We start from the raw sequence: 25,520 nt of genomic DNA, 5'->3' as shown, positions 1-25,520 counted from the left end.
GTGGTTACTGCTTGACCGCAAACACCCACAGCGAGCCGCCGGGCGGCACCTTCGCAAGCCGCTCGTCGCCCGAGAACAGCGAGTAGACGCCGCCATAGCCTGACGTGACGGCGACGTACTGCACGCCGTCCTGCTGCCAGGTCACCGGTTGTCCCTCGATGCCCGAGCCGGTCTGGAACTGCCAGAGCTTCTTGCCGCTGTCGGCATCGAAGGCCTCGAACTCACCGGTCAGCGCACCCGTGAACACGACGCCGCCCGCCGTCGACAGCACGCCCGAGAAGCGCGGAATGTCGCTGGCCGCTTCCCACTTCGCCTTGCCGGTCATCGGATCGATGGCCTTGAGATGGCCGCGCGGTCCGGTGCCCCATTCCCAGGGATCGGTCAGGTCCATGCCGAGATACCATTCACCCTGCTTGAAAGTGGCCGGCTCCGACTTGTACTTGCCGCCGAAGGCGAGCGTGTTGGCGTAGGCGAGGCCGGTCTGCGGATTGAACGACATCGGCTCCCAGTTCTTGCCGCCGAGAATCGACGGATAGACCGTGACTTTCTTGCCGTCGCGCGCATCCTTGACGACGTCGGTCTCGACCGGACGGCCGGTCTTCATGTCGACGCCGGTTGCCCAGTTGACGTTCACGTAAGGATTGGCCGCGAGCAGCTTTCCGTTGGTGCGGTCGAGCACGTAGAAGAAGCCGTTGCGGTTGGCATCCATCAGCACCTTGGTCGGCTTGCCTTCGACATTCATGTCGGCAAGCACCATCTCGGCCACCGAGTCATAGTCGAACGGATTGTTCGGCGAGAACTGGTAGTGCCACTTGATCTTGCCGGTCTTGGGATCCATCGCCAGCACGGAGCAGGTGTAGAGGTTGTCGCCGGGACGCACCGCCGCATTGAACGGTCCGGGATTGCCGATGCCCCAATAGACCGTGTTCAGCTCGGGATCGTAGGACCCCGTGATCCAGGTCGAGCCGCCGCCGAGCTTCCAGGTATCGCCCTTCCAGGTGTCGCCGCCGGGCTCGTCCGGCGAGGGGATCGAATGGGTGCGCCAGAGATGCTTGCCCGTTGCCGGATCCCAGCCGTCGATGAAGCCGCGGGTGCCGAACTCGGCGCCGGAAATGCCGGTGATGACGACGCCGTCGGCGACCAGCGGCGCCACCGTCATCGAGTAGCCTTCCTTGATGTCGGCGGCCTTCTGACGCCACAACTCCTTGCCGTCCTTGGCGTCGAGCGCGATGACGTTGGCATCGAGCGTGGTGCGGATTACCTTGCCGTCATACAGCGCAGCGCCGCGGTTGATGATGCCGCAGCAGACGATGCGCGGCGTCTCGGCGGGATACTCGACCTTGGTCTTCCAGAGCTGCTTGCCGGTCTTGGCGTCGATCGCCATGGTGGCGGCATGCGTCGTCACGTAGACCACGCCCTGGTAAACCAGCGGCTGCGATTCCTCGCTGCGATCGTCGTTGAAGGAGTAGTTCCAGACCGGGACGAGATTCTTGATGGTGTCCTTGTTGATCTGGTTCAGGGTCGAGAAGCGCTGGAGATTGTAGCCCATCCCGTAATTGAGAACGTTCGACGTGTCGGTTGCGCCCTTGACCAGCTGGTCGGTGGTTTGTGCACTCGCAACCGAGCATGCGGATATGACGAGGCTCGCGGCCATCGCAAAGCGTTTCATCCGTTCCTCCCAATATGCGCGCCTTTTGACGCTGCGAGAGCAACACTCCGTCGGAAAGCAAAACCCGTCAATACGAAAGTCGAAAGCGCGCTGCCGATATGTTGGACGCCGGATGCCAGACGCGCGCGGTAATCCCCAACGGGTTCTGCACGTCTTGCGCGAATGCGCTGCATCAATTTCCGTGGCGCGAAGATTGGTGCGGCGCGTTTTTCAGGCAGGAAACCGCGGGCGAGGGACCGGACGTCGACGGGTCGGTTGCAATTCCGGACTTGAACCAGGGCGAGGTTGCGGACTTATGTGGTCTCGACCCCGCTCCGAATCGGGTTTCTTGATCAGGGAGGTCTTGATGATAACGCGTCGCTCTGTTGCTCTTGGGTTGACGATCGCATTGCTCGCCGGTCCGGCCTGGTCGGCATCCGGCAGTGCGGTCAAGATGTTCGATACCGACAATGACGGCACGCTCGACCTCGCCGAAGTGAAGAAGGCAGCCGCTGCGCTGTTCGCAAAGCTCGATCCCGACCATGACGGTACGCTCGACATGCGTGAATTGCGCGGACGGTTAACGGCGAAGGAACTTGCCGCCGCCGATCCCGATCATGACGGGACACTCACGCTTGATGAGTATCTGTCCGTTGTGGAGCAGCGCTTCAATGCAGCGGATCCCGATAATGATGGCACTCTCGACGCCAAGGAATTGAAGTCCCGTGCGGGGCGCGCGTTGCTGCGTTTGCTGCACTAGGAATCGCGCTCGCGCTGTGTGGCTTGACTGAGAGCGAAGCCAGTTTGCCCAAGAGGGAAGTCTGCTCGCGACCGGGCACGTTTCCTTGTGTTCGCCGTTCGACTCCAGACTTGCGCTGTGCCGGACGCAGCCCTAGGTTTCGCCCGGCGCGATGTCGCGCTCAATACCTTGGAGACCCCCGAATGGCTTGGAAAGCTCCGAAGATTGTGGAAGTGCCGGTCGGCATGGAAATCAACATGTACGCCTGCGCTTTGCGCAAGTAAGACTGACGACCTGCCGCGGCGTCGAAGGCGGATGCTGTAGAAGTCGCGGCAGTGTTCGGGGTACGCATGGGAGCCCACACAATCTGGACAGCGGTTGCGTGCAGCCTTGCACTTGCACCAGCGTGCGTCAGCGCCGAAGAGGGTTTTGATACCGAGCACATCTTCGGCTTCATGATCGGCACAGATGTCGGCAATCCCGGTGAGCGCGAATTCCAGAGCCAGACGACGGGACGGTTCGGCAAGGGCGGCGGCACCTATCGTGCCCTCGGCCAGGAAGTCGAGATCGAAGTGGTGCCGCTGCCGAACTTTCGCATCGAGATCGGCGGCACGACGACGTTGCATGACATCACCGGCGTCCCTGACATCGATGATCGCCGCCAGCTCAATTTCCAGGGCGCCTCGCTCGACCTGCGTTATCGGCTGCTTGATCGTGACAAGGCGCCGTTCGGCCTGACCGTCGCCACCGAACTCCATGGCGACCGAATCGACGAGATCAGCGGCGCGAAAGGGCGGATGTACGGCACCGATTTCACGCTCGCCTTTGACCGCGAGTTGATCCCGAACTTCGCCATCGGGGCGCTCAACCTGATCTACCAGCCGGAGTGGACGCGCTTCGAGGTGACGGGCCTGTCCGAGAAGAGCTCCACCATCGGCGCCGCCTTCGCCGGCATGGTGCGCGTGCGCCCCAATTTGTTGCTCGGCGCTGAGTTGCGCTATTTCCGCCAATATGACGGCATCGGTCTCGGCGCGTTTTCGGGCCAGGCCCTGTTTGTCGGCCCGACCGCCTATTTCCAGCTTTCCGACCGTTCGCGGCTGACGCTGAGCTGGAGCATGCAGGCCTGGGGGCGTCCGGCCGGATCGGCCGCCAATCTCGACCTCGTCAATTTCGAACGACATCAGGCAAGGCTGGTGTTTGGCGTTAACTTCTAGCAGGGCGAGTTCCGGACCCCAGCTCTCACGCCGGTTTGAAACCTCGACAGGCCTCGAGCGTAATCTGGTGTGCTAACTTTGATTGCCCCTCGCGCGAGGATCCCGGCATGAACCCGATCGACCTGGTGGTGACTGTGTGTGCGGTGCTCTCGCCTGCGACCTGCGAGGAGCAGCATCTGGTGTTCAATTATGCGGGGTCGCCGACGCAATGCGCCATGGCGGCGCCGCCCTATATTGCGCAATGGGTCGGCGAGCATCCGAAGTGGCAGGCGGTGCGGTGGCGCTGCGAATATCCGCACCCGAATGACAAGGCGTGAGACGCGCTATTTGGTGCAGTCCTTCAGATCCTTGTCGGCGATCGAGAACACCGCATCCGCCTTGATTTCGATGTCGCGAACGACGCACTGCCGTGCATTGGGATAGCTGACCTTGGCGTCGTAGCGGCCGGGCTCGACGCCGGTGATACGCAGCCGCTCGTCGTGGTCGACCTCCTTGTCCTTGTCGTTCAAGGTCTGGTTCGGGCCCCAGTCGGTCTTGCCGGCCGGCGAGAGCTGGAAGCCGGAAATGGTCTCCGTGGTCAGATTCCAAAGCCGGATGCCCTTGCCCTTGCTTTGCGCGGCGGCTTCGCCGGCAAACGCCAGCAACGCGATCAACACCAGACCCCAACGCATCAAATCGTCCTCCCAAGGCGCCGCTATTGCTTGATCAGGCGCTCGCGGTTCTTTGCCTTGTCGAAATTTCTGGCGCGGTCAAGGCCGATCGGTGCAATCAGCCTGGCGGAGGCGAGATCGGCGCCCTCGAAATCGGTGTCGATGACGGTCGCCCCGGTCAGGTCGGCGCCGCCGAGCTGGGCGTTCCGGAGCGACGCCCCGGTCAGGTCGGCTCCCCTGAGGGAGGCAAACTCGAGATCGACGCGCGACAGGTCGGCGTTGCGCGCGTTCAACCGTTCCAGATTGGCCGATCGCAGCACGGCGCGCATCAACCCCATCGACTGGTTGCGCATGTCGGCGCCGAGATGCGCGTCGGCGATCGAGGCGCCGACCAGACTTGCGCCGCTGAGATCGGCTGCGATGCGCGCGCCGGTCAGATCAGCGCCGTCGAGGTGGGCGCGCGCCATCTGCGTGGCGAACAGGTTGGCGTCCTTCAGGCTCGCGCCCGTGAGATCCGCGTCGAGAAGCCACGCCTGATCGAGGATCGCTCGATCAAGACGGGCGCCGCTGAGTTTTGTCTTGTTGAGCCGTGCCGCGCGAAGCACCGACCTGGAAAGGTCGAGCCCCGAAAGATCGAGCCCCGACAAGCGCGTGCCGGTGAAGTCCGCGGGCGCGCCGGCGCCCGCTTTGGCCAGCACGGCCTCGACCTCCTGCCGGCTCATTTCAGCGGAAACCATGGCGGGTGAGGTGAGGTCGACGTCACGCATCATGTCCTGGGCGCTCGCCACGGTCGCGACGAGCGCGAAGCCAAGCGTCGTCAGAGCAACGGTTCGTCTCATCGTCAGGCTCCGCTGCCGGCCTGTTTAGCACATGGGCCGCGCGGCTGCCTATGAGACATCCCGCCCGGCGCGTTCGCCGCCCTGTTCATCCTGGGCTCGCCGCGCAAGCCCGGCCTTGATCGCGGCAATCGCGGCGTCGCTGCGTGTCTCGCGAGGGATATCGATGGGGACCTCGGCCAGAATGCGCGCCGGGCGCCGCGACAGGAGGAATAGGCGGTCGCCGAGGCGCGCTGCATCGTCCAGGCTGTGCGTCACGAGCAGCGTCGTGACGGGCCGGCTGGCGACCAGCGTCGCGATCTCGTCGCGCAATCGGCCGGCCAGCGCGTCGTCGAGCGAGGCCAGGGGCTCGTCGAGCACCAGAACATCCGGCTCGACCGCAAAGGCGCGAGCAAGCGCGACGCGGCGGGCGAGCCCCAGCGACAATTCGCCGGGAAAGTGGCTGCGATGCGCCTCCAGCTCCAAAATCCTGAAAAGCTCGGCGAGCTTTGCATCGCTTGCAGCGGGCGCTGCCAGCCGCACATTCTGCTCGACCGAGCGCCAGGGCAGCAGCCGCGGCTCCTGGAACACCATGCCGACCCGTGCCTCCGGGGGACGCGCGATGTGCCCCTCAAAGTCACGGTCGAGCCCGAGGATGATGCGCAGCATCGTGCTCTTGCCGCAGCCGGACGGGCCGATCAGCACGCCGACCTCGCCCGATTGAAGCGCGAACTTGACCGGCGCCAGCACCGCGTGCGTTTCGCCCGCGGCACTCCTGAAAGTTTTGCTGAGAATATCGACCTCAAGCCGCACGGGGCCGCCACCGTGTTGCGCGGGCCTCGAACGGCTGCACCAGTGCCGTCTCGATCACGAGCACGACGGCGGCGAACGTCAGCGAATAGGCGAGCAGCCGCGGCGTGTCGAACAGCTGGAAGGCGACGCCGATCTCGAAGCCGACGCCGTTCGGCCGCCCCAAGAGTTCGGCGACCAGCACGATCTTCCACACCAGCGAAAGGCCCGAGCGTGCGGAGGCCGCGATATAAGGCGCAAGCTGCGGCAGCACGACATGGCGGAACGCGCGCCAGCGCGGCATTGCAAACACGCTCGCCATCTCGTCGAGCGAGCGGTCGAGCGCCCGGGTGCCCTCGCGCAAGGTGACGACCGCTGTCGGCAGCTTGTTGATGGCGATCGCCGCGATCGCGGCGGCCTCGGTGAGCCCGGCCCAGATATAGGCAAGCACGATCACCACCAGCGCCGGCAAATTGAGCAGCAGGATCAGCCAGGGATCGCCAAGACGGTCGGCGAGCCTCACCCGTCCCATCAGATAGCCGATGGCGCTGCCGAGCGACATCGCCAGCATGAAGGCGAGCGCGACGCGCGCGAGCGTGGCGCCGAGATGCAGGAACAGCGCGCCGCTCGACGCCTCCGCAATGATGACGTTGAGCACGGCAGGCGGGGAGGGCAGCTTTGCGCCGCCGACGAACAGCGCGGCTGTCCACCAGATCGCAAGCAGCAGGGCAATCGACAAAAGGCGCAGCACCTCAGTCTCCGGGCACGGCGTGATAGAAGGTGCCGGGATCGAGCTCAGCCGCAGGCCCGACCAGGTCGCGGCCGCCGATCTCGGCCAGCACGCGGTAAAGCACGCGCGCGTCCGCCTCCTCGTCGGCGATGCTCCGGCGCGGAATGCCGTCGCGATAGCGGTCGCGGTAGGTCTTGAGCATGGCCGGATCGGTCGCGCCGGTGAGCGGGGCGATCTTGTCCCAGGCCGCGTCCGACGTCACCAGCAACTGCTTGGCCTTGCGGGTCATCGCGATGAAGCGCGCCACCGCGTCGCGATGGCCCGCGGCCCAGCTCTCGTCGAAGACATAACCGACGGCGGAGACGGCTCCCTTGGCGCCGAGTTTTGGCAAAATGTCCTCGATGCCGGCGAGGCGCCGAAAGCCCTTGGCCTCCAGCTGGGCACAGAAATTCCAGAAATTCAGGCTCGCATCCATCTCGCCGTCGAGCGCCTTGGCGGCAATCAAAGGCGGGGCGCCATAGACGATGGTCGCCTCCGACTTCAGGTCGATGCCGTCCTGCTTCATTCGCGCTTGCAGCAGCAGCCAGCTCTTGTCGATCGGCCCGCCACCGATAGCGAGCTTGCGCCCTTTGAGGTCGGCGAGCGTCTTGACCGGCGACGCCGCCGGCACCATCACCGCGCCGAGCGCGCTGGAATAGGGATAGAAGGTCAGATTGGCGCCGAGCGCGCGCTCGCGCGACACCCACAGCCAGTCCGACAGTATGATGTCGGCATTGCCGGCGCGGAGCGCGATCTTGCCGGCCTCGGGGCTCGCAAGCTCGGTGACATCGAGCGAGAGGTCGGCCTCCCTGTCGAGACCGCTCTGGCGGATCGTCGCCAGTTCCCAGGAGAATGTTCCGGTCCTCTGCACCGCAAGGCGGATCGTATCCGCGGCACGGCCCGGTTCGGCCAGTGTCAGCGCCAGGGCTGCCGCAAGCGCCAATGTTCGACCAAGTGCTCTCATCACCTTGTGAGCCGTTTCCTCGAAGGGAGTGCTTTTCAGGACAATACGCATAGCATAGCTTCCGTCGCAACCAGCGGGAGGACGCTCATGTATCTGGCGGGACAGCTACGACCGATTGTCGCCGCATTGGCGGTCGTGGCGGCGACCGCGTGTGTGGCGCGGGCCGAGGAGGCCAACGATTATCCCACCTCCGCGCGCGCGGAATATGTCTATGGCTGCATGAAAGCCAATGGCGAGACGCGGCAGTCGATCGAACAATGTTCCTGCTCGATCGACGTGGTGGCCTCGATTGTATCCTATGACCGCTACGTCACCGCGGAGACCGCGCTCAGCATGTCCCAGGTCCGCGGCAACCTCGGCGTCCAGTTTCGCACGTCGGAGCAGGCGAATTCCGCCGTGAACGATCTGCGGCGCGCGCAGGCGGAAGCCGAGGTGAGGTGTTTCTGACGCTGCCTTCGACTAATGGCCCTTCTCTGACTCTGACGTTCGACTTGACCTCCATGATGTTCGCCTTCGAGGGCAAGCGGACATGGCCATGAGGTTGCCGTGTGCGTTAATAGATTGCGGCACCGCCACGGTGAAGTGATAGGCGTTCACTGTGGCGTGACGCAGCCTTTCACGGAGCAGGCGTAATTTCGATCTTCCATGCAGGCTCTTCCATCCCAACGTGGGAGGACCGAAAAGTGAAGAAGACGATCATCGCACTTTCTGCCGCCGCTCTCATCGCCGCTGCACCAGCCGCGCTGGCGCAGGGCGTGCCGAGCAAAGCCCATGGTCAGCACAAGATGATCTCCAAGACACATCATCCGAGTGTCCCCGGCTACGCTCCGCTGCGTGAGATGCAAACGGTGGGATCGAAGAAAGGCTATCCGGGAGCTTACGGTTACGCGGCTGGCGAACCCAGTCGTTTAGACAGAAACCTCGAAGCTTCCCGACAGGCTGGTGGTGGTGGTGGTGGTGGTGGTGGTGGCGGCGGTGGCGGAGGGAGTGGCATGTGAACCCACGCGACAAGGGAGGCGGGGCGTCAGCGCAAGTGGCGTGTATTATGTCCCCGGTTTCTCCACGTCCCACTCATTGCGGAACACGTGCCCGTCCGTGTCCTTGGCTTCCGCGCGAAAACGCCTGGCGCCGTTGGAGACGTAGGTGAAGCGCAGATTGGGATCTTCCGAGATCGAGATGCCGCCTTCCATCGACAGCACGGGACTGTCGTCCTGCGTCAGCTTCAGCTGGTTGACGAAGAAGGCGGGAATATAGAGCTGCGTGACCTGGTCCATCTGGAGGCCGGAATTGTTGGGATGGCCGATCATGATCTGCGCCTCGCGGATGCGGCTCGCCGGCGCCTCCTCACGCGCGAACTGCCGGTAGCGCATCTGGCCGAGACGATTCTGGGCTTCCTCGGCATTCTTTCCCGCCGGTGCAGAGCAGCCGCCGGAGGCCTTCACATAGGTTTTTGAGACGTAGAGTTGGCCGTCGCTGAGCTCGGCGACCGCATGGACGTCGGTATAGTTGTTGACGCGCACGCGCGTGGAGATTTCCGTGACGTTGGCATCCGGCCCGAGCTCGAATTTCGCCGCCATCGGCGCCGGGTTGCGGTCGATCACCAGTGTGATCGAACGGATGCGGCGGCTGTCAGCGGGCGACAGCTTGCTGCGCAAAGTCACCGGCACGATCGCCGCGTCCTCTGCGCGATAGGGCATCTCGATGCCGATGATGTCGGCGCCATCGTTCATCGGACGGTTGTTGAAGATGTCCTGAACCAGGCCCGGCCAGGGATCATAGGCCTCCTCTGCGCGCGCCGGCGTAGCGAAGACGATGCCGGCCAGTGCGGCGATCAAGGTCAGGCGCCGCGCATATCCCATCATGGTCGTGGTCCCGCGCTAACGAAGCAGTGGTTGGGGTGAGCGTAGCGCGTCCGCTACTCCCATTCAATTTCAGAAAATGCTGCGGTTGCGTTGCGGGCATTGTAGTCGTCGAATAACTCCCAGTGCGACCGTTCTGATCCCGCCGCCTTGTCCGCAGCGGTGCGGATCGATTCGCCTTTCTTGTTCGACCCGCGCACATCGGACAGCAATATTGAGAGATAACGCCGTTCATCGGCGAGCGCTGCAGGCCAGTCGCTCACAGGTCCGTGACCGGGAACGACGCGCTGCGCCGGAATCGTCTCCAGCTCCTTCAGCAGGGCGAGCCAGCCGCGGAGGCTGCCGTCGACCACCGGAATATGGCGGAGAAAGACGAGATCGCCCGCGAACAGCGTTTTGGTCGTCTCATCGAGCACGGTCAGATCGTTGTCGCTATGAGCGGCCGGCCACGCCCGCAAGGTGAGGCGACGCGATCCGAGATCGAGCGTCAGCGTGTCCGAAACGAGCACGGTGGGCGGCACGATCTTCACGGGATCGATCAATTCGCCGCCCATGATGCGTCTAAAATTGTCGAGATAATACGGCCCGCGCGTGGCCAGCGCCTGCGGCAGCTTGCTGTGGCCCAAGAAGCTGGTTCCCTCAGCGACGAAGGCGGCATTGCCGAAGACATGGTCGGGATGGCCGTGGGTGTTGATGACGTAGCGGACCGGCTTGCTGGTGCGGGCCCGCACCGCCGCGAGCAGCGCCTCGCCTTCGCGGAGGCTGCCGCCGGTGTCGATCACGGCCACCGAATCCTCGCCGACGATGAAGCCGACATTGGCGATGTCGCCCTCGTTCTCGCGCGTCATCAGGGCGATGGTCCCGGAGTGTACGAAGATTCCCGGTGCGACTTCGCTCACAGGCAATTCGGCCGCCGCGGCGCATGTTAGCGTGGCGAGGCTCAGCAGGGCCAAAACCTCGATTCTTAAGAAGGCTGCGACCGTTGACGCGAGATGAGACACTTTTCCGCCTCAGTTCATGGTTTGCGGCATTGCACTGCAACACAACAAGCCAGCACAAAGTTTGGCAAAACATGGTGCGTCCTGCGTTGCATGGATAGCATTGAGACAAAAGATGGAGGAAGCGCGATGACGGAGGCCGGGCGACATCGTCGCTGGTTATTTTCGCTATGTCTGATGGCAGCGTCTTGCGCGATCGGCGACGTCGCCGTCGCGCAGACGAACGAAAGTGGCGATCTCTCATTCGAGCTGGTCGATCCAAAGGTGCTGCGCGTCTGCGCCGATCCGCGCAACCTGCCGTTCTCCAACGAGAAAGGCGAGGGTATCGAGAACAAGCTCGCAGAGCTGTTCGCGGACAAGCTCCAGAAGAAGCTCGACTACGTGTTCTTTCCGCAGGCGACCGGCTTCGTGCGGATGACGCTGGGTGCGCATCGCTGCGACGTCATCATGGGCTTTCCGCAAGGTGACGATCTCGTGCAGGGCACCAACCCCTATTACCGCACGTCCTACGCGCTGGTTACGAAGGTGGGCGGCGGGCTCGAGGACGTCGACACGCTTGAAGACGCGCGGCTGAAGGGCAAGCATGTCGGCATCGTCGCCGGCACGCCGCCGGCCACCAACATGGCGATCGCCGGCCTGATGGGCGATGCAAAGCCGTATCCGCTGATGATCGACACCCGCTATGACAATTCGGCGCAGGCGATGATCGACGACCTCTCCGCCGGCAAGATCGATGCCGGCGTGCTGTGGGGACCGATGGCGGGGTTCTACGCGAAGAAGGTCGGCTCGCTCCACGTGACGCCGTTGGTGAAGGAGACGACCGGGCCAAAGCTGGTCTATCGCATCGGCATGGGCGTGCGCCCCGCCGACCAGAACTGGAAGCGGCAGCTCAACAAGCTGATCCAGGAGAACCAGGGCGAGATCAACAAGATCCTGCTCGACTTCGGGGTGCCGCTGCTGGACGAGAGTGATCGGCCGCTCGGCGCGGAGACGGCCAAGAAGGCGCCATGAGATGGCCCCTTGCCGCTGCGATCGTCGCCGCCATGCTGGCGGCGCCGGCATTCGCGCAGCAGCAGGAGCCGTTCGAGCCGGAGGGGTTTCGTACCGACAATTACCGCGCGCCGGTGCCGGCGACGCTGGAAGGCGCGCGCGTGCTGACGACGGCGGAGGCCGAGGCGATCTGGCGGGCGAAGAGCGCCGCATTCATCGATGTGCTGCCGCGGCCGCCGAAGCCAAAGAACCTTCCCGAAGGCACGGTGTGGCGCGATGCGCCGCGCAAGAACATTCCGGGCAGCATCTGGCTGCCGGATACCGGTTACGGCAATTTGCCGCCCGCGATGGAGGATTATTTCAGGCGCGGTCTCACGCGTGCATCGCGCAGCGACAAGGCCGCGCTGCTCGTGATCTATTGCCTGGCCGATTGCTGGATGTCGTGGAATGCCGCCAAGCGCGCGCTGGCTGACGGCTACTCCAACGTGGCCTGGTATCCAGAGGGCACGGACGGCTGGGAGCACGCGAAACTCCCGACCGACGAGGCGCAGCCGGAACCCCGCCCGGAGCAGTAAGCGATTGAGCCGAGTCGCGTCACGGAGCGCAGGTGCTCTCCCTCGCCCCGTTCTTACTGGCAGAGAGTTGGGGTGAGGGGCTGCTTCCACATCCACGGTGACAGATGGACTCGCGGAGACTCCCCCTCACCCGGAATCCACGCTGCGCGCGCATTCCGGCCTCTCCCCGTGCGCGGGGAGAGGCGAAAAGCGAGCTTACTGCTTCTGCAACTTCGTCAGCGTTCCCGTGCCATCCGTGTCGGTCGCGGAGTAGCTGACCCTGTCACCGGCATGAACGGCATCCAGCATCGCGGCGTCCTTTGCCTTGTACTGCTGGAGCGCGCCAGCGCCGCCTGCGCTGCCGCCGACCGTACCCTTCTGCGTCTGCTGGATCGAGATCGTGTTGTTGAGCCGATCGATCCTGGTGACCATTCCGGTCATGTCGTCAGCGAAAGCGCTGGATGCAAGCATGCTGATGGCTGCAGCGCCTGCGAGGATGAATCTTGTGGTTCCCATCAAGGCCTCCCGGCGTTCGAGATTCACATCGACAAGACATCCTAGATCGATTTGGTTCCGGCAGATAGCGCAGCAAAGGTTAACGATCGCGGTGCCACTGCGGGAACTTTTGCGCAGCGGTCAGCGAGGCTGACGCTACTCCATCTCCTGCTGGATCACGCGTCCCAGCGCGAACAGGCGCTGGTCGATCGTGGTGGGAACCTCACAGACGAATCGGACCACCTTGCGGCGGTCCTCGAAAATGCGGGTCTCCCAGACCAGCTGGTTGCTGAGCGCTTCGACCTTGGTGTCGTCGCGTGGCGTCGCGCCCTGGAGCGTCTGGAGCTGGATCGTCTCGTCGCGGATCTTGTCTGCGGCCTCGCGCTGCTTGCGGCTGACCCGTTCAAGCCCGCCCATGACCTGGGAACGCTGGGCGTTGAGCGTGTCGAACAGGCCGGCGAACAAGAGCTTTGCGTTCGTGGTCTTGTCGGCGGCGGAGCCCGCCAGAAATTCCTTCACCGACTTTTCGGCCTCGTCCAGCGGCGTCTTGCGTGCTGATAGCTTTGAGACCAGCGCACTGACTTTTGCGTCGTCCTTCCACTTGTTCTCGGCGTCGTCGAGCGCGGGACCGGCCCAGACAGCCGCGAGCGAGATCTCCGGCACCTTGGCCTGTGAGCACGGCCATTCGGGATAGCGCGGATCGGCCGCGCGCGCGGCCGTGCCCGTGACCACGAACGCAAGGGCAGCAATGGCAAGACTCCGAACGATCATCCTTCGCCTCCGGCAGGCCCGCGCCGTGCAAGCCCACGCGACGGATCATAAGCGAAAATCGCACCGATCATGAAGACGATTGTACAGGTCGCGACGACCGCCAGCGAGATCCAATTGATCTGTCCGTACAGCGCAAAGCGGATCAGCTCCACCGCATGGGTGAACGGGTTGGCCTGGCAGACATAGTAGAGATAGGGACTGCCCTCCTGCACCCGCCAGAGCGGATAGAGCGCGGAGGAAGCAAAGAACATCGGGAAGATCACGAAGTTCATCACGCCGGCGAAGCTTTCGAGCTGCTTGATGCCGGAGGAGATCAGCATGCCGAGCGAGCCTAGCATCAATCCCGACAGGATCAGCGCCGGCAACACGGTGAGATAGCCGATCGGGGGCGGGGTGATGTCCCAGAACCATGCGATTGCGAGGAACGCGTAGACCTGGAGCAGCGACACCGCCGTGCCCGCGAGCAGCTTGCAGAACAGCAGGAACCCGCGCGGCAGCGGACTCACCAGCAGCGTACGCATGTTGCCCATCTCGCGGTCGTAGACCATCGACAGCGAGGACTGCATGCCATTGAAGAGCTGGATCATCGCCATCAGCCCGGGCGCGATAAAGACCTCATAGAGGATGTAGGTCTCGTAAGGCGGGATGATGGAGATGCCGAGCACCTGGCGGAAGCCGGCGGCGAAGATGAACAGCCACACCAGGGGCCGCACCAGCGCCGAGACGAAGCGCTCGCGTTGATGCAGGAAGCGCAGGCCCTCGCGCCAGACGATACCGGTGAGGCAGGTCATGTATTCCGAGAACGAGAAGCCACGCGGCGCGTCGTGAGCGGTAATGCTGCTCATGCGCCGCCTCCCGGCATCACTTGCGCACCGGTCAGGCGCATGAAGGCGGTGTTGACGTCCTGCGCGCCGGCCTCCGCAATCACGCGGCTGACGGGACCCTTGGCCAGCACCTTGCCCTGATGCAGCACCACGAGGTCGTCGCCCGCATTGATTTCATCAAACAGATGCGTGGCCCAGAGCACGCCGATGCCTTGCTCGCTGACGAGCTGGCGAACATGGATGATGATGTCCGCGCGTGCCTTGACGTCGAGTCCGACGGTCGGCTCGTCGAGCAGCAGAAGCCGCGGCCGGTGCAACAGCGCGCGTGCAATCTCCAGCCGCCGCATCTGTCCGCCCGAGAGATCGCGCACTTTGCTGCGGGCACGCTCAGTAAGGCCTATACGGCCGAGGAGTTCGGCGCTGCGCGCGGCGGCCTCGCGGCGGCTGATGCCGTGGAGCGCTGCGTGGTAGAGCAGGTTTTGCGTCAGCGACAGATCGAGATCGAGCGTGCGCGGCTGGAACACGACGCCGAGCAGTCGCAACGCCTCGCCGGGGCTTTTGCTGATGTCATAGCCGAAAATACCGACGCGGCCGGTCTGGATGCCGAACAGTCGCGTGATGAGCGAGAACAGCGTGCTCTTGCCCGCGCCGTTGAGACCGAGCAGCGCCGTGAAACTGGCAGGCTGCACGTTGAAGGAGACGTCGATCAGCGCGCGGCGCGAGCCATAGGCATGGCTGACGCCGTCGATCGACAGCGCCGGCGCCGCGGCCGAATCGGGCTTCGGCGCACTCTCGCGTGGTTCGGCGATGGGGGCGGGGCTGGTCATGGTGCGATCGTGATGCCCCAGGGTAATTCGCCGACCTGAATGGTCTTGATCACTTTTTGCGCGGCGACGTCGATCACCGAGACATCGTTGGAGACGCCGTTGGTCACCAGCAAGTATTTCTCATCCGGCGTGAACGCCATGTGCCAAACCCGCTGCCCGACCAGCAGATATTTCGTCACCTTGCGCGTCGCGGTGTCGACCACGGCGACGCGGTTGGCGGGCCCGAGCGCGACGAAGGCAGTCTTGTCGTCCTTGGTCATGCCGATGCCGACCGGCTGGATCGCCTCGCGGCGCAGACCCGGGATGTCGAAGGTGACCTTGCCGATCACCTCATGCTTTGTGGGGTCGATGATCGAGACCGTGCCGCCGATTTCGGACGACACCCACAGCTCCGAGCTGTCGTGCTTGAATTCGGCAAAGCGTGGCCGGGCGTCGACCAGCACGTTGGCGACGATCTGGCGCGACGCCGTGTCGATGAAATGCGCCATGTTGGTCGTTTCCGACGTATTGATCAGCGTCTTGCCGTCGGGGCTGACGGTCATTCCCTCGGGCTCGACACCGACCTGGATGTCGCCGAGCCGGGCGCGCTTCTCCAGATCGATCACGGTCACGGTGTTGTCGTTCTCGTTGGCGACGTAGAGCGTCTTGCCGGCGGCATCCTGGGTGAACAGCTCGGGGTCGGGTCCGGAGGGCAGTGTGTCCACGATCGCTTGGCTCTTGGCGTCGATCACCTGGATGGTGTCGTCGTCGCCGACCGCGACCATCACGAATTTGCCGTCGCGCGTGAACTCGATGCCGCGCGGGCGCTGACCGACTTTGATGGTCTTGGTCACCGTCCAGTTTTCGGTGTCGATCACCGAGACCGTGTTGCTCTTTTCGTTCGAGACATAGGCGATGAACGCATGCGCGGGCGCCGCGGCGAGCGCCAGTCCGGAGAAAAGCCCCACGCGCCACATGCGCAACATCATCGTCCTCACTTCAGCTTGCATTTGCTCTCCGGGCGGTCGTAGCCGAGGGTGTCGAGCTCCGAGACCTGGTGCAGAAATCCTTCCTGCGGCGACACCGACACCACCATGCGGCCGTCGACAAGGAGGATCGGCTGGCGCAACTGGAGGTTCCAGTCGCGCAGGGTCAGCTTTGTGCCCTTGAAGGCGGCGACGGAAAAGTCCGGTCCCTTGATGAAATCGGTGACCTTCTTGACGTCGCCGGAATTGGTGCGCGAGGTGGCTTCGCCGATCATGCGCACTGCCGTCCAGGCCTGCATGTCGAGCGCGGTCATGCGCCGCGAGTTCAGCTTCATGAAGCGGTTCTGCATCTGGGTGGCGCCCCACTGGTCCTGCGCCGCGTCCCAGCTGCGCGGCACCAGGCCAGCCGAGCCTGCGACGGGCCGCGGATCCCAGGTGCGATAGGGCAGATAGGCGCCGAATACCTCGCTCTCGTCGGCGGCAACCAACACGTCGTAAGCGGGGGCCTGCTGTGTGAACACCGGCATCTGCCGCTGGATCAGCGTCACGCCGCTATCGGTGCGGCGCGCGCCGCCGGTGTCCTCGAACGCGCGCTCCTGCACGATCTTGGCGCCGAAACGCGTCGCAGCACGTCTTAGAGCATCGGCGTAGAGCTTGTCCTCGTCATGCGAGCCGACCACGAGCAGCCAGCGCTTCCACTGCTTCCACACCAGATACTGGCCGAGCGCGTCCGCCAGCATCGACCGCGTCGGCGCGGTGTGGATGACATTGGCGCGGCAATCGGCCTCGCGCAGCCGCTCGTCGATGGCGCCGGCGTTGAACAGCAATGTGCCGCGGTCGCGCAAGGTATCCGCCACTTTCAGCAGCGCATCGGCGGGCAGGTCGGCGACGATGAAGCCGTTACGCGCGGCGAGGTCGGTCGCGGCCTGCACCACGTCCTCGCCTTCCCTGACGCGGCGTTCTTCCAGCGTGAAACGCTGGTTGAGAAATTTTCCGGTGGTGTTGTTGTCCTCGATGGCAAGCCTAGCGCCGGCGATGCCGTCATTCTCCGCGGGCTGCTCGACCAGCGACAGCGTCGACCTGGTGCCGGCGACACCGAGATAGCCGACGCCCATCGCGACCGGGTCGGCCGCGAACACTTGCGTCGCGGCCAGGCTCATGCCGATTAGGCCGAGCAACCATCGGATCATGCTTCCTCCGTACGTCTCCCCGGCTTGACCGCTGGTGGAGAATTGTCTCTCTTCAAGCATGACCGATTTGGCCGGGCTTGCAACCCCGCATTTGGTCGTCGCGCACACGGTGTCCGGAATCACGATGATGCGAGCGTTGCTCTCGATTGCCGTTTTGCTGTTGACCGGTTCGGTCGCCTTCGCCGATCCGCCGAAGCTTGCGGTGTTCGATTTCGAGCTGATCGACACCAGCCTGCCTGGCGAGTTCTATGGCTCGAAGCCGGAGGAGGCGCGGCTCGATCGCATCAGCGAGCAACTGCGCAAGGAACTGGCGGAGTCAGGCAGGTTCCAGCTGCTCGATATCGCGCCTATCAGGGATGCCGCCCATCACAGCAATTTGCAGGTCTGCGGCGGCTGCGACCTCAAGCTCGCGGGCCAGCTCGGCGCCGATCTCGAGATCACCGGCATGGTGCAGAAGGTCTCGAACCTGATCATCAATCTGAATATCTATCTGCGCGATGTGAAGAGCGGAAAAATGGTCATGGCTGCCAGCGCCGACATGCGCGGCAACACCGACGAATCCTGGTCGCGGACGATGAGCTACCTGATCCGCAACCGTCTGCTGGCGCCGAACTACGGAAAGCCGGAGTAGGTTCTTCCCCTCACGACACGCTGCCCGCTTACCCTCCCCCTCCTGAGGAGGGTAAGAGCTCACCCCGTCAATCTCTCCGCGTGCCAGTGCAGATGATCGCCCATGAACGTCGAGATGAAATAATAGCTGTGGTCGTAGCCCGCCTGGCGGCGCAGCGTCAGCGGGATGTTGGCCTTGGTGCAGGCGGCCTGTAGCAGCTCCGGCTTGAGCTGCTCCTTCAAGAAATTGTCGGCTTCGCCGACGTCGACGAGAAAGCCCGGAAACTTGGCGCCGTCCTCGATCAGCGCCACCGTGTCGTGGCTGCGCCACGCATCCTTGTTCGGCCCGAGATAGCCGGTCAGCGCCTTGATCCCCCACGGCACCTGCGACGGCGCCGCGATCGGGGCAAAAGCACTTGCCGCGCGATAGCGGTGCGGGTTGCGCAGCGCCACCGTCAGCGCACCGTGGCCGCCCATCGAATGGCCCATGATCGACTGCCGCCTGGCATCGACCGGAAAATTCTCCGCCACCAGTTTGGGCAGCTCGTCGGTGACATAGCTCCACATGCGATAATTGCGCGAAAACGGCTCTTGCGTCGCATCGACATAGAAGCCGGCCCCTAAGCCGAAATCATAGGCGTTGTTGGCATCGCCGGGCACATCCGGTCCGCGCGGGCTGGTGTCGGGCGCGACGAAGATCAGGCCGAGCTCGGCGCAGGCGCGGCGAAATTCGCCCTTCTCGGTGACATTGGCATGCGTGCAGGTGAGCCCGGACAGATACCAGACCACGGGGAGCTTTGCGCCATTCGCGTGTGGCGGAACATAAACCGAGAACACCATGTCGGTTCCGGTGGCCTGGCTCGCATGGCGGTACACGCCCTGCACGCCGCCATAGGAGGTGTTGGTCGAGACAGTCTGCATCGTCATGCCCTGGGCTCCGTGGCATCTCACCACATCTACATTGCAACGCTTGTGTGACCGAATTTGTGCCGGCGCGACAAATCTGGCGCAAGACAAGTCTGGCACAAGATCAGGCGACGCCGCTGTCGATCGCCAGCCGCACCAGCTCGACCGAGGTCTTCACCCCGAGCTTCTGGCGCATGATCGAGGAGGTGTTGGCGACCGTCTTGTAGGACGATTGCACCAGCCAGGCGATCTCGGACAGGCTCTTTCCGGCGCTCAGCAGCCGCAGGATCTCCATCTCGCGCGCATTCAGCTTCGACAGCGGGTTTTGCGCCAGCGTCGGTCCGGCGAAGGCGATGCTGCGCGCGATCGCGCTCGGCAGATAAGTGCCGCCGCCGCCGACGGTGCGGATCGCCTCGACGAGATCGTCGGGGTCGCCGGTCTTGGAGACATAGCCCTTGGCCCCGCATTCGATCGCGCGCGCGGCGAAGGCGGGGTCGTCGTTCATGCTGAACATGATGATGCGGGCATCAGCCGCGCGCTCGAGGATGCGGCGCGCGAGCTCGAAGCCGGAGACGGTCGGCAGGTTGATGTCGATGATGCAGAGGTCGGGGCGTTCGACGATGAAGACGCACTCGCCGCTTTCGGCGTCGGCGGCCTCCAGAATGTCGATCTCGCCGTCGTCCGCCAGCACGGCGCGACAGCCGGAGGCGACGATGGGATGATCGTCGACGATCAGAATGCGCATAGGCGTTCCCCGCGACAGCCGCCGGCCTGTTTTGCGCCGCACGATGCCGACCAAAAGAGACGCGCGAGCGTGTCCCATGTCGGGTCATGCAACCCGGGTTGGATTGCTGTACGCTTCCGATTAGATATCGGGCGCTTCGGGTCTGTCAACGTCATCGGACAGGCCTGAGCGATCCTCGCGGGGGCACGGGCGTAACCAATGTGGCAAAATCTATCCTTGCGCGCGCGCATCAACCTCTTGCTGGCGCTGTTGCTGGCGCTGGGGCTCGCTGTCAACATCGCCCGCCAGGTCGCGGAGGCGGGGCCGCGCGTGCAGGCCGAGGACCAGAGCGTGATTCGGCTTGCGCGCGAGTTCATCGACATGATCGTTGCCGATCTCAACGAGGCGCCAGATCCGGATGCCAGGCTGAACCAGATCGCACGTGACCTCAATCGTCTTCGCCACGTCAGCATCGCGCTGAAGGACGCCGGCGGGAACCCGCTGACGCCCCCGCGCGCTGATGCTGATGACGACACGCCGGGGCCGCCGGCCTGGTTCGTCAGCCTGGTCCATCCGGAGCAGACCGCGGTCAGCGTCCCGGTTTCGGTCCATGGCAAGCCCGGCTCGCTGGTGATCACCTCGCATCCCAATGACGAGATCGCCGAGATCTGGGATGCCATCGTGACGCAGCTCGAGGTCGGCTCGGCCATCGCGCTCGTGCTGTTCCTGGTGATGATGAATGTGGTCGGCCGGGCGCTGGCGCCGCTCCAGTCGTTGGCGCAAACGATGGCCGAGCTTGAGGGCGGGCATTACGATGCGCGCGCGGCGCCGGGCGGCGCGCCCGAGCTGGCCGCGATCTGTACCAAGCTCAATCATTTGGCGGCGACGCTGGGTGAGGCGGTCGAGGACAAGCGCCGCCTGGCCGAGCGCGCGGTGTCGCTCCAGGACGTCGAGCGCAAGGAGATCGCGCGCGAGCTGCATGACGAGTTCGGGCCGTATCTGTTCTCGCTGCGCGCGCATGCGAGCGCGCTGGCGAAGCTCGCGGACGGGCGCGCGCCGAGCGCGGACGCCGTGCGCAGGCACGGCAGCGCCTTGCTGGAGCAGATCAACGCGCTCCAGCAATTTACCCGTCGTGTGCTGCAACGGCTCCGGCCTGTCGGCCTCGCCGAACTTGGCCTGGGCCAGGCGCTCGAATCGCTGTCGCGATTGTGGCGCGAAACACATCCCGATGTCGCGATAAGGACCTCGATCTCGCCCGCGCTCGGGCCGACCGGCGAGACCGCCGACCTCACCATCTACCGCATCGTGCAGGAGGCCCTCACCAACGTGTTCCGCCATGCCGGCGCGACCTCGATCAATGTGGTCATCGAGCCGGCCGAGCCACTGGGGCGCGACGGCCGCGGCTGCGCGCGCGTGCGGGTCAGCGACAATGGCCACGGCATGGAGCCCGGCCAGAAGCTCGGCTTCGGCCTCGTCGGCATGCGCGAGCGCATTCTGGCGCTGGGCGGTACGCTCAACGTTGCGTCCGGCGAGGGCGGTGTGACCGTGGAGGCGCTGGTTCCGACTGCGGGCGCATGATCGGGCCGGAGGCGATCGGGAAAAATTCCCGATTTTGTCGGGAAAACGGGTGCGGATATCGCCCGACCTTTTGTGGCTGGTGCGTGTGCCGCGGCCGATTACACTCGTCTCGACCGAACGGCGAAAAACACAACAGCCGGTGGTTACGAGTGGGATGGCAGGGATGGGCGAGCCGGGGATGGGCGAGCGAAGGCTGGGCACGCGAAGGCTGTTGATCGCCTCGGTATCGACGGGGCTGGTATCTGGAATCTTCTTCGCGGCCGGCGCGGATGCCGCGCAGGACGAGGAGACCAACGTTCAAAACCTGCCCGCGATCGAGGTGGTGGCGCCGCAGCCGACCCCACGGCGCGCGCCGTTGCGGACGCCGGCCCGAACTGCGAGCCGTGCGACGCCCAAGCCCAGAATCTACGTCTACCCGACCTCGCCCGGTGCGTCCGGCAGCATCGATGTCGACAAGATTCCGGCGAGCGTCAACGCGGTCGATCCCAACCAGATCAAGCGCACGGGGTCGTTGAACATCGCCGACGCGCTTCAGCAATATGTGCCCGGCGTGAACCTCAGCGAGGTCACTGGCAATCCGTTCCAGCCCAACATCGAGTTTCGCGGCTACGTCGCTTCGCCCCTGGCCGGCACACCGCAGGGCCTTGCTGTCTACCAGAACGGCGTGCGCATCAACGAGGCTTTCTCCGACGCCGTCAACTGGGATGTGATCCCGACCGCGGCGATCCGGTCGGCAACGGTCGTCACCAACAACCCCGCTTTCGGCCTCAACGCGCTCGGCGGCGCCGTCAATCTCTTGATGAAGGACGGCTTCACCTATCAGGGCGCCGAGATCGACATGATGGGCGGCTCGTTCGGCCGCATCCAGGGCTCGGCGCAGTGGGGCAAGCGGATCGACAACAACTGGGCGGTCTATGGCGCGCTCGAAGGCGCACATGACGACGGCTTCCGAAACTTCTCATCGTCGGACATCCGCCGCTTCTACGGCGACGTCGGCTATCGCTTCGAGGGCAACGAGTTTCACGTCAACATGGGCGTTGCCGACAACGATCTGGCTGGCCCCAGCACCGTTCCGAACGAACTGCTCCAGCAATATTGGGGGGCCTCCTATACCACGCCGCAGACCCATACCAACCAGGTCGGTTACATCAATCTGACCGGCAAGGTCGAGGCGACGCCGACCTGGACGTTCGAAGGCACCGCGCACGTGCGCGGCTTTAACCAGAACACCCAGGACGGCAACCCGACCGGTGCCCAGCCTTGCAGCGCGTCGGCGGGATTCCTGTGTTTCGGCGACGATACCACGCCGGCCTTCGGCCTGAACGGCGCCCAGCTCGCCAATCCTTTCCCGGCGGGCGCGGTGCTCGGCGAGATCGACCGTACCACGACGCGTTCGAGCACGTTCGGCATCTCCGGACAGGCGACCAACAGCGATCAGCTGCTCGGGCACGAGAACCGTCTCGTGCTCGGTGCCAGCTACGACGCCAGCGTGACGCATTTCGATGCAAGCTCCGAGCTTGGGACGGTCGGCGAGAACTACGTCGTCACGGGCAGCGGCGTCTTCCTCGGCCAGTCGGGCAATCCGACGTCGATCGGCCCGGTGTCGCTGCGCACCGTCAACCAGTATCAAGGCCTCTATGCGCTCGATACGTTCAACGTGACGGACGCCTTCGCGATTACGGGTGGTGGCCGGTACAACGCCGCGCGCGTCACGTTGGAGGATCAGCTCGGGACTGCGCTGAACGGCGATCATACCTACGATCGCTTCAATCCCGTGATCGGCGGCACCTACAAGATCACGCCGGAGCTCACCGCCTATGCCGGCTATTCGGAAGCCAACCGCGTGCCGACGCCGCTCGAGCTTGGTTGCGCCGATCCCGCCAATCCCTGCCTCATCGCAGCCTTCCTCGTCTCCGATCCGTCGTTGAAGCAGGTCGTTTCGAAGACCGTGGAAGCCGGCCTTCGCGGCACCAAGGACTTGAACATCGGGCAGCTCGGCTGGAAGATCGGCGGCTTTCGCGCAACCAACTATGACGACATCCTTGCAATCCCGATTCCCGGTCTTCAAGGCTTTGGCTATTTCCAGAACATCGGCTCGACCCGCCGGCAAGGCATCGAGGCCGAGGTCAGTCTCAAGTCGAATGCGGTTCAAGTCCACGCCAGCTACGCCTTTGTGGATGCCCGCTTCCTCGATGCACTTCAGGTCGGCTCGAACAGCCCGTTTGCCGACGCCGACGGCAATATCCAGATCTCGCCGGGCAACCAGATTCCGAACGTCCCGCGGCATCGCATCAAGGCCGGTATCGAATATACCGTCACCGACGCCTGGAAAGTCGGCGGCGACGCGCTCTGGGTCTCGAGCCAGTACTATGTCGGTGACGAATCCAATCAGGCGCCCAAGCTGCCGTCCTACGCCGTGTTCAACCTGCACACCTCCTATCAGGTCACCCAGAACCTCCAGATCTATGGCAAGGTCGACAACATCTTCGACAACCGCTATTCGACCTACGGCACCTTCTTCGACACCACCGCGCTGCCGAACTTCGCCAATGGCGGAAACCAGTTCACCGACCCGCGCTCGCTGAGCCCGGCCCGGCCGCGCGCGTTCTACGCGGGTGCGCGGGTGACGTTCTAGACACGTTCGAGGCGCGGACGTCCGCCGTTGACGCAAAGCGGACCTCGCAGCAGTGCTTCATGTCTGGTTCTGACCCAAAAGGTCACTGGGCCTTTCGCAGATTGAGCTGCCAAGAGACACCTAAGACATCGGTCAGCCATCCAAATCGCGGGCTGAACCCATAGTCGCCCAATGGCATCTTCACCTCACCGCCAGCGGCAAGCTTATTGAACGTTCGATCCAAGTCCGCAGTCTGGTCAAAATCGACGAACAAGGACATCGAGGGCGTGAAATCAAATTTGTGCGGTACCGGACTGTCGATAATTATCAACGGGTGCCCGTGAAAATTGATCTTGGCAATTTTTACGAGGCCAGGAGTGGGATCGCCCGGCCCATACTTTTCCACGGAAACAACCGCGAAGCCGAGGAAGACAGTCGCGTACAGGTCTACCGCTGCTTGCGCTTTGCCGCCTTGAAACATGAGGTGAGTGCTTACCGACATCATGATCAAATTCTATCAAGAGATCTCGTGCCCGGCAACCGCCGCTTCTGGCCCATAGCCCACATGCCGTGCGCGTCCGGTCGAGGGCTGCTTGTGACCCAAAGCGGACATCATCTGTTCAACTTCTAAAAATTGGGCTAGGTTGTCACTACAACCCCTAGGTTGCGCAGGGTAGATGAAATCCGACAAGCGAAGTCTAGCTCTTATCGCTGCGATGATGAGCGCAATCATTGGCAGTCCACCGCATTCTGCGGCGACGGAGAACAACACGCCTGTTGCGTACTTTGCAGAGGGGGCGCCAGACACTCTCGCGGAGGCGCTGAACAATTTGCCTCCCGAGAGTAAGGATGTTGTCGTTGCGAAAGTTCGCTTGCAACTCCGCCCAATATGGATGGGCGGCCGACACTGCGAGGGTTGTACCGACGATATATTTTTCACCCGTCTGAAGATCACTGAAGTTCTCAGAGGCAAAGCTGAAGCCGGCCAAGTGCTCGACGTTCTCCTAGGCCGGCGCAGCGAACACCGAAGGTACATCGCCTTTCCTTGTACGCCTGATCAAAGCGGTCGGGAGTACACCGTGACCATTTATTCAGCGGACGATGGCAAACTTCGGCTCGCTTCATTCCCGATCAGCAAATCTCAATATGATGGATGGTCCACCGAGTGCCTTGCATATCAACGCGTCCGACGCGAATAGCTCGCAGGGACCGCTCGTGGCCCCGAGCGGGCATAAAAAGTAGGGCAGAGCATGTCCGCTCCGCCCCGCAGTTCAGACGTCGACCTGCTCTGCTATTGCGAGCGCATCGTCGACTTCAATTCCCAGATACCGGACAGTACTCTCGATCTTGGTGTGCCCCAGAAGGAGCTGCACGGCGCGCAGGTTGCCGGTTCGCCGGTAGATCAAGGTCGCCTTGGTCCGGCGTAGGGAATGCGTCCCGAATAGGTACGGGTCAAGTCCGATGTTAGCGATCCAGTGAGATAGAAGGCGGGCATACTGGCGGGTCGTCATGTGTCCGGTCCGCCGCCGGCCAGTGAACAGGTATTCGCCTGACTTTCTGCCGGTCACCCGCAGATAGTCATCGATCGCCTGACGGGTCGATTCCGTTAATTCAAACTTGACTGGTCGGCCGGTCTTCTTCTGGCGGACGGTCGCGCGGTCGGCAGCATATCCGCCCGACGCAACGTCATCGACCTTCAAGGCTACGACGTCGCAGCCGCGCAGCTTGCTGTCGATGGCGATGTTGAACAGCGCCAGATCGCGCATCCGGCCTTCGACCTGGAGCTTGGTTCGGATTGACCAGACGTGCTTCGGACGGAGCGGCGGCTTCGCGCCGACGATCTTCCCCTTATTCCACGGAGTGTATTTCAAGACGGCAGGCGTAGCGCTCAGAATATCGGTCATGTTGACCTCCTCAACTCGTGAGGTTGGTCATTTTTAACCCCGAGCCCTTCCAATTCTACGTCCGCTTTCAGACGATTGGAGACATACTTGCGTCCAATTCGAGCGATGAGTGGACCGACTTTGA

The 25,520-nt window shown here is 63.6% G+C and carries 29 protein-coding genes; 11 read left to right on the top strand and 18 right to left on the bottom strand.

Features of this window, described 5'->3' with window-relative positions; all coding sequences use genetic code 11:
• Positions 1–4: 4 nt before the first annotated feature.
• The gene (locus ABIB73_RS19315; protein ID WP_354226299.1) at positions 5–1,669 is read right to left on the bottom strand and encodes a methanol/ethanol family PQQ-dependent dehydrogenase; all 1,665 of its coding nucleotides are present in this window, start codon (positions 1,667–1,669) and stop codon (positions 5–7) included.
• Between the two features lie 346 nt (positions 1,670–2,015).
• On the opposite strand from ABIB73_RS19315, the gene lanM reads away from it, so the two are divergent.
• The 4 genes from lanM (at position 2,016) to ABIB73_RS19295 (ending at position 3,918) form a co-directional block, all read left to right on the top strand.
• Complete coding sequence (gene lanM, locus ABIB73_RS19310) at positions 2,016–2,408, top strand: lanmodulin LanM (RefSeq protein ID WP_354226297.1); 393 nt, start codon at positions 2,016–2,018, stop codon at positions 2,406–2,408.
• A 182-nt stretch (positions 2,409–2,590) separates the two neighbouring features.
• Positions 2,591–2,671 (top strand): pyrroloquinoline quinone precursor peptide PqqA, encoded by an 81-nt coding sequence (pqqA, locus tag ABIB73_RS19305; protein WP_018460299.1) that lies wholly within the window; start codon positions 2,591–2,593, stop codon positions 2,669–2,671.
• Between the two features lie 66 nt (positions 2,672–2,737).
• The gene (locus ABIB73_RS19300; protein ID WP_354226295.1) at positions 2,738–3,601 is read left to right on the top strand and encodes a DUF6662 family protein; all 864 of its coding nucleotides are present in this window, start codon (positions 2,738–2,740) and stop codon (positions 3,599–3,601) included.
• A 107-nt stretch (positions 3,602–3,708) separates the two neighbouring features.
• A complete protein-coding gene (locus ABIB73_RS19295) occupies positions 3,709–3,918 on the top strand; it encodes a hypothetical protein (RefSeq protein WP_027534088.1) in 210 nt (69 codons plus the stop codon).
• A 6-nt stretch (positions 3,919–3,924) separates the two neighbouring features.
• Here the strand turns inward: ABIB73_RS19295 and ABIB73_RS19290 are convergent, their stop codons facing one another.
• From ABIB73_RS19290 to ABIB73_RS19270, 5 genes are read right to left on the bottom strand one after another with little or no spacing between them, the layout of a single operon-like run.
• On the bottom strand, positions 3,925–4,272 hold the full coding sequence (locus ABIB73_RS19290) for a hypothetical protein (protein ID WP_354226293.1): 348 nt from the start codon (positions 4,270–4,272) through the stop codon (positions 3,925–3,927).
• 23 nt (positions 4,273–4,295) lie between these two features.
• Complete coding sequence (locus ABIB73_RS19285) at positions 4,296–5,090, bottom strand: pentapeptide repeat-containing protein (protein WP_354226292.1); 795 nt, start codon at positions 5,088–5,090, stop codon at positions 4,296–4,298.
• 48 nt (positions 5,091–5,138) lie between these two features.
• On the bottom strand, positions 5,139–5,879 hold the full coding sequence (locus ABIB73_RS19280) for an ABC transporter ATP-binding protein (RefSeq protein WP_354226290.1): 741 nt from the start codon (positions 5,877–5,879) through the stop codon (positions 5,139–5,141).
• On the bottom strand, positions 5,869–6,606 hold the full coding sequence (locus ABIB73_RS19275) for an ABC transporter permease (protein ID WP_354226288.1): 738 nt from the start codon (positions 6,604–6,606) through the stop codon (positions 5,869–5,871). The genes ABIB73_RS19280 and ABIB73_RS19275 overlap by 11 nt, the downstream gene beginning before the upstream one ends.
• Position 6,607: 1 nt before the next feature.
• Positions 6,608–7,588, bottom strand: a complete 981-nt coding sequence (locus ABIB73_RS19270; protein WP_354226464.1) for an ABC transporter substrate-binding protein — start codon at positions 7,586–7,588, stop codon at positions 6,608–6,610.
• An 87-nt stretch (positions 7,589–7,675) separates the two neighbouring features.
• Here ABIB73_RS19270 and ABIB73_RS19265 point away from each other — a divergent pair, with 87 nt between their 5' ends.
• Positions 7,676–8,035 carry a hypothetical protein gene (locus ABIB73_RS19265; RefSeq protein WP_354226286.1) on the top strand — a complete coding sequence of 120 codons (360 nt, stop codon included), beginning with the start codon at positions 7,676–7,678 and terminating at the stop codon, positions 8,033–8,035.
• Between the two features lie 236 nt (positions 8,036–8,271).
• On the top strand, positions 8,272–8,586 hold the full coding sequence (locus ABIB73_RS19260) for a hypothetical protein (RefSeq protein ID WP_354226284.1): 315 nt from the start codon (positions 8,272–8,274) through the stop codon (positions 8,584–8,586).
• A gap of 45 nt (positions 8,587–8,631) precedes the next feature.
• Here the strand turns inward: ABIB73_RS19260 and ABIB73_RS19255 are convergent, their stop codons facing one another.
• Positions 8,632–9,450 carry a quinoprotein dehydrogenase-associated SoxYZ-like carrier gene (locus ABIB73_RS19255; protein ID WP_354226282.1) on the bottom strand — a complete coding sequence of 273 codons (819 nt, stop codon included), beginning with the start codon at positions 9,448–9,450 and terminating at the stop codon, positions 8,632–8,634.
• 53 nt (positions 9,451–9,503) lie between these two features.
• Positions 9,504–10,448 (bottom strand): quinoprotein relay system zinc metallohydrolase 2, encoded by a 945-nt coding sequence (locus tag ABIB73_RS19250; RefSeq protein WP_502918441.1) that lies wholly within the window; start codon positions 10,446–10,448, stop codon positions 9,504–9,506.
• A 126-nt stretch (positions 10,449–10,574) separates the two neighbouring features.
• Between ABIB73_RS19250 and ABIB73_RS19245 the strand changes: the two genes are divergently transcribed.
• A complete protein-coding gene (locus ABIB73_RS19245) occupies positions 10,575–11,456 on the top strand; it encodes a substrate-binding domain-containing protein (RefSeq protein WP_354226280.1) in 882 nt (293 codons plus the stop codon).
• The gene (locus ABIB73_RS19240; protein WP_354226278.1) at positions 11,453–12,010 is read left to right on the top strand and encodes a PQQ-dependent catabolism-associated CXXCW motif protein; all 558 of its coding nucleotides are present in this window, start codon (positions 11,453–11,455) and stop codon (positions 12,008–12,010) included. The genes ABIB73_RS19245 and ABIB73_RS19240 overlap by 4 nt, the downstream gene beginning before the upstream one ends.
• Before the next feature lie 195 nt (positions 12,011–12,205).
• On the opposite strand, the gene ABIB73_RS19235 is transcribed toward ABIB73_RS19240, so the two are convergent.
• The 6 genes from ABIB73_RS19235 to ABIB73_RS19210 all read right to left on the bottom strand — a co-directional run bounded on the left by ABIB73_RS19235 (position 12,206) and on the right by ABIB73_RS19210 (position 17,061).
• A complete protein-coding gene (locus tag ABIB73_RS19235; protein WP_354226276.1) occupies positions 12,206–12,505 on the bottom strand; it encodes a copper-binding protein in 300 nt (99 codons plus the stop codon).
• A 135-nt stretch (positions 12,506–12,640) separates the two neighbouring features.
• Positions 12,641–13,255 carry a hypothetical protein gene (locus ABIB73_RS19230; RefSeq protein ID WP_354226274.1) on the bottom strand — a complete coding sequence of 205 codons (615 nt, stop codon included), beginning with the start codon at positions 13,253–13,255 and terminating at the stop codon, positions 12,641–12,643.
• Complete coding sequence (locus ABIB73_RS19225; RefSeq protein ID WP_354226272.1) at positions 13,252–14,100, bottom strand: lanthanide ABC transporter permease protein PedC; 849 nt, start codon at positions 14,098–14,100, stop codon at positions 13,252–13,254. The genes ABIB73_RS19230 and ABIB73_RS19225 overlap by 4 nt, the downstream gene beginning before the upstream one ends.
• On the bottom strand, positions 14,097–14,906 hold the full coding sequence (locus ABIB73_RS19220; protein ID WP_354226270.1) for a lanthanide ABC transporter ATP-binding protein PedB/LutE: 810 nt from the start codon (positions 14,904–14,906) through the stop codon (positions 14,097–14,099). Before ABIB73_RS19220 ends, ABIB73_RS19225 begins: the two co-directional genes overlap by 4 nt.
• Positions 14,903–15,871: a YVTN family beta-propeller repeat protein gene (locus ABIB73_RS19215; protein WP_502918443.1), complete on the bottom strand. Its 969-nt coding sequence runs from the start codon at positions 15,869–15,871 to the stop codon at positions 14,903–14,905. Before ABIB73_RS19215 ends, ABIB73_RS19220 begins: the two co-directional genes overlap by 4 nt.
• Positions 15,872–15,879: 8 nt before the next feature.
• On the bottom strand, positions 15,880–17,061 hold the full coding sequence (locus ABIB73_RS19210) for a lanthanide ABC transporter ABC transporter substrate-binding protein PedA1 (protein WP_354226266.1): 1,182 nt from the start codon (positions 17,059–17,061) through the stop codon (positions 15,880–15,882).
• 127 nt (positions 17,062–17,188) lie between these two features.
• Here ABIB73_RS19210 and ABIB73_RS19205 point away from each other — a divergent pair, with 127 nt between their 5' ends.
• Positions 17,189–17,692 (top strand): DUF3280 domain-containing protein, encoded by a 504-nt coding sequence (locus tag ABIB73_RS19205; protein ID WP_354226460.1) that lies wholly within the window; start codon positions 17,189–17,191, stop codon positions 17,690–17,692.
• 59 nt (positions 17,693–17,751) lie between these two features.
• Here the strand turns inward: ABIB73_RS19205 and fghA are convergent, their stop codons facing one another.
• Positions 17,752–18,597 carry an S-formylglutathione hydrolase gene (fghA, locus tag ABIB73_RS19200; protein WP_354226264.1) on the bottom strand — a complete coding sequence of 282 codons (846 nt, stop codon included), beginning with the start codon at positions 18,595–18,597 and terminating at the stop codon, positions 17,752–17,754.
• Positions 18,598–18,700: 103 nt separating this feature from the next.
• Positions 18,701–19,321, bottom strand: coding sequence for a response regulator (locus ABIB73_RS19195; protein WP_354226262.1), 621 nt, complete (start codon positions 19,319–19,321; stop codon positions 18,701–18,703).
• Between the two features lie 198 nt (positions 19,322–19,519).
• Between ABIB73_RS19195 and ABIB73_RS19190 the strand changes: the two genes are divergently transcribed.
• Both ABIB73_RS19190 and ABIB73_RS19185 read left to right on the top strand, forming a co-directional pair.
• Positions 19,520–20,878 carry a histidine kinase gene (locus tag ABIB73_RS19190; protein ID WP_354226260.1) on the top strand — a complete coding sequence of 453 codons (1,359 nt, stop codon included), beginning with the start codon at positions 19,520–19,522 and terminating at the stop codon, positions 20,876–20,878.
• Positions 20,879–21,032: 154 nt separating this feature from the next.
• Positions 21,033–23,513 carry a TonB-dependent receptor gene (locus ABIB73_RS19185; RefSeq protein ID WP_354226258.1) on the top strand — a complete coding sequence of 827 codons (2,481 nt, stop codon included), beginning with the start codon at positions 21,033–21,035 and terminating at the stop codon, positions 23,511–23,513.
• 82 nt (positions 23,514–23,595) lie between these two features.
• Here ABIB73_RS19185 and ABIB73_RS19180 read toward each other — a convergent pair whose 3' ends face one another.
• Both ABIB73_RS19180 and ABIB73_RS19175 read right to left on the bottom strand, forming a co-directional pair.
• Positions 23,596–23,997, bottom strand: a complete 402-nt coding sequence (locus ABIB73_RS19180) for a VOC family protein (RefSeq protein ID WP_354226256.1) — start codon at positions 23,995–23,997, stop codon at positions 23,596–23,598.
• Positions 23,998–24,763: 766 nt separating this feature from the next.
• Positions 24,764–25,396, bottom strand: a complete 633-nt coding sequence (locus ABIB73_RS19175) for a tyrosine-type recombinase/integrase (RefSeq protein WP_354226254.1) — start codon at positions 25,394–25,396, stop codon at positions 24,764–24,766.
• Between the last annotated feature and the right edge of the window lie 124 nt (positions 25,397–25,520).

The sequence above is a fragment of the Bradyrhizobium sp. F1.4.3 genome, assembly GCF_040548375.1.
Lineage (GTDB): Bacteria > Pseudomonadota > Alphaproteobacteria > Rhizobiales > Xanthobacteraceae > Bradyrhizobium.
This window is presented reverse-complemented; position numbering and strand designations above follow the sequence as displayed.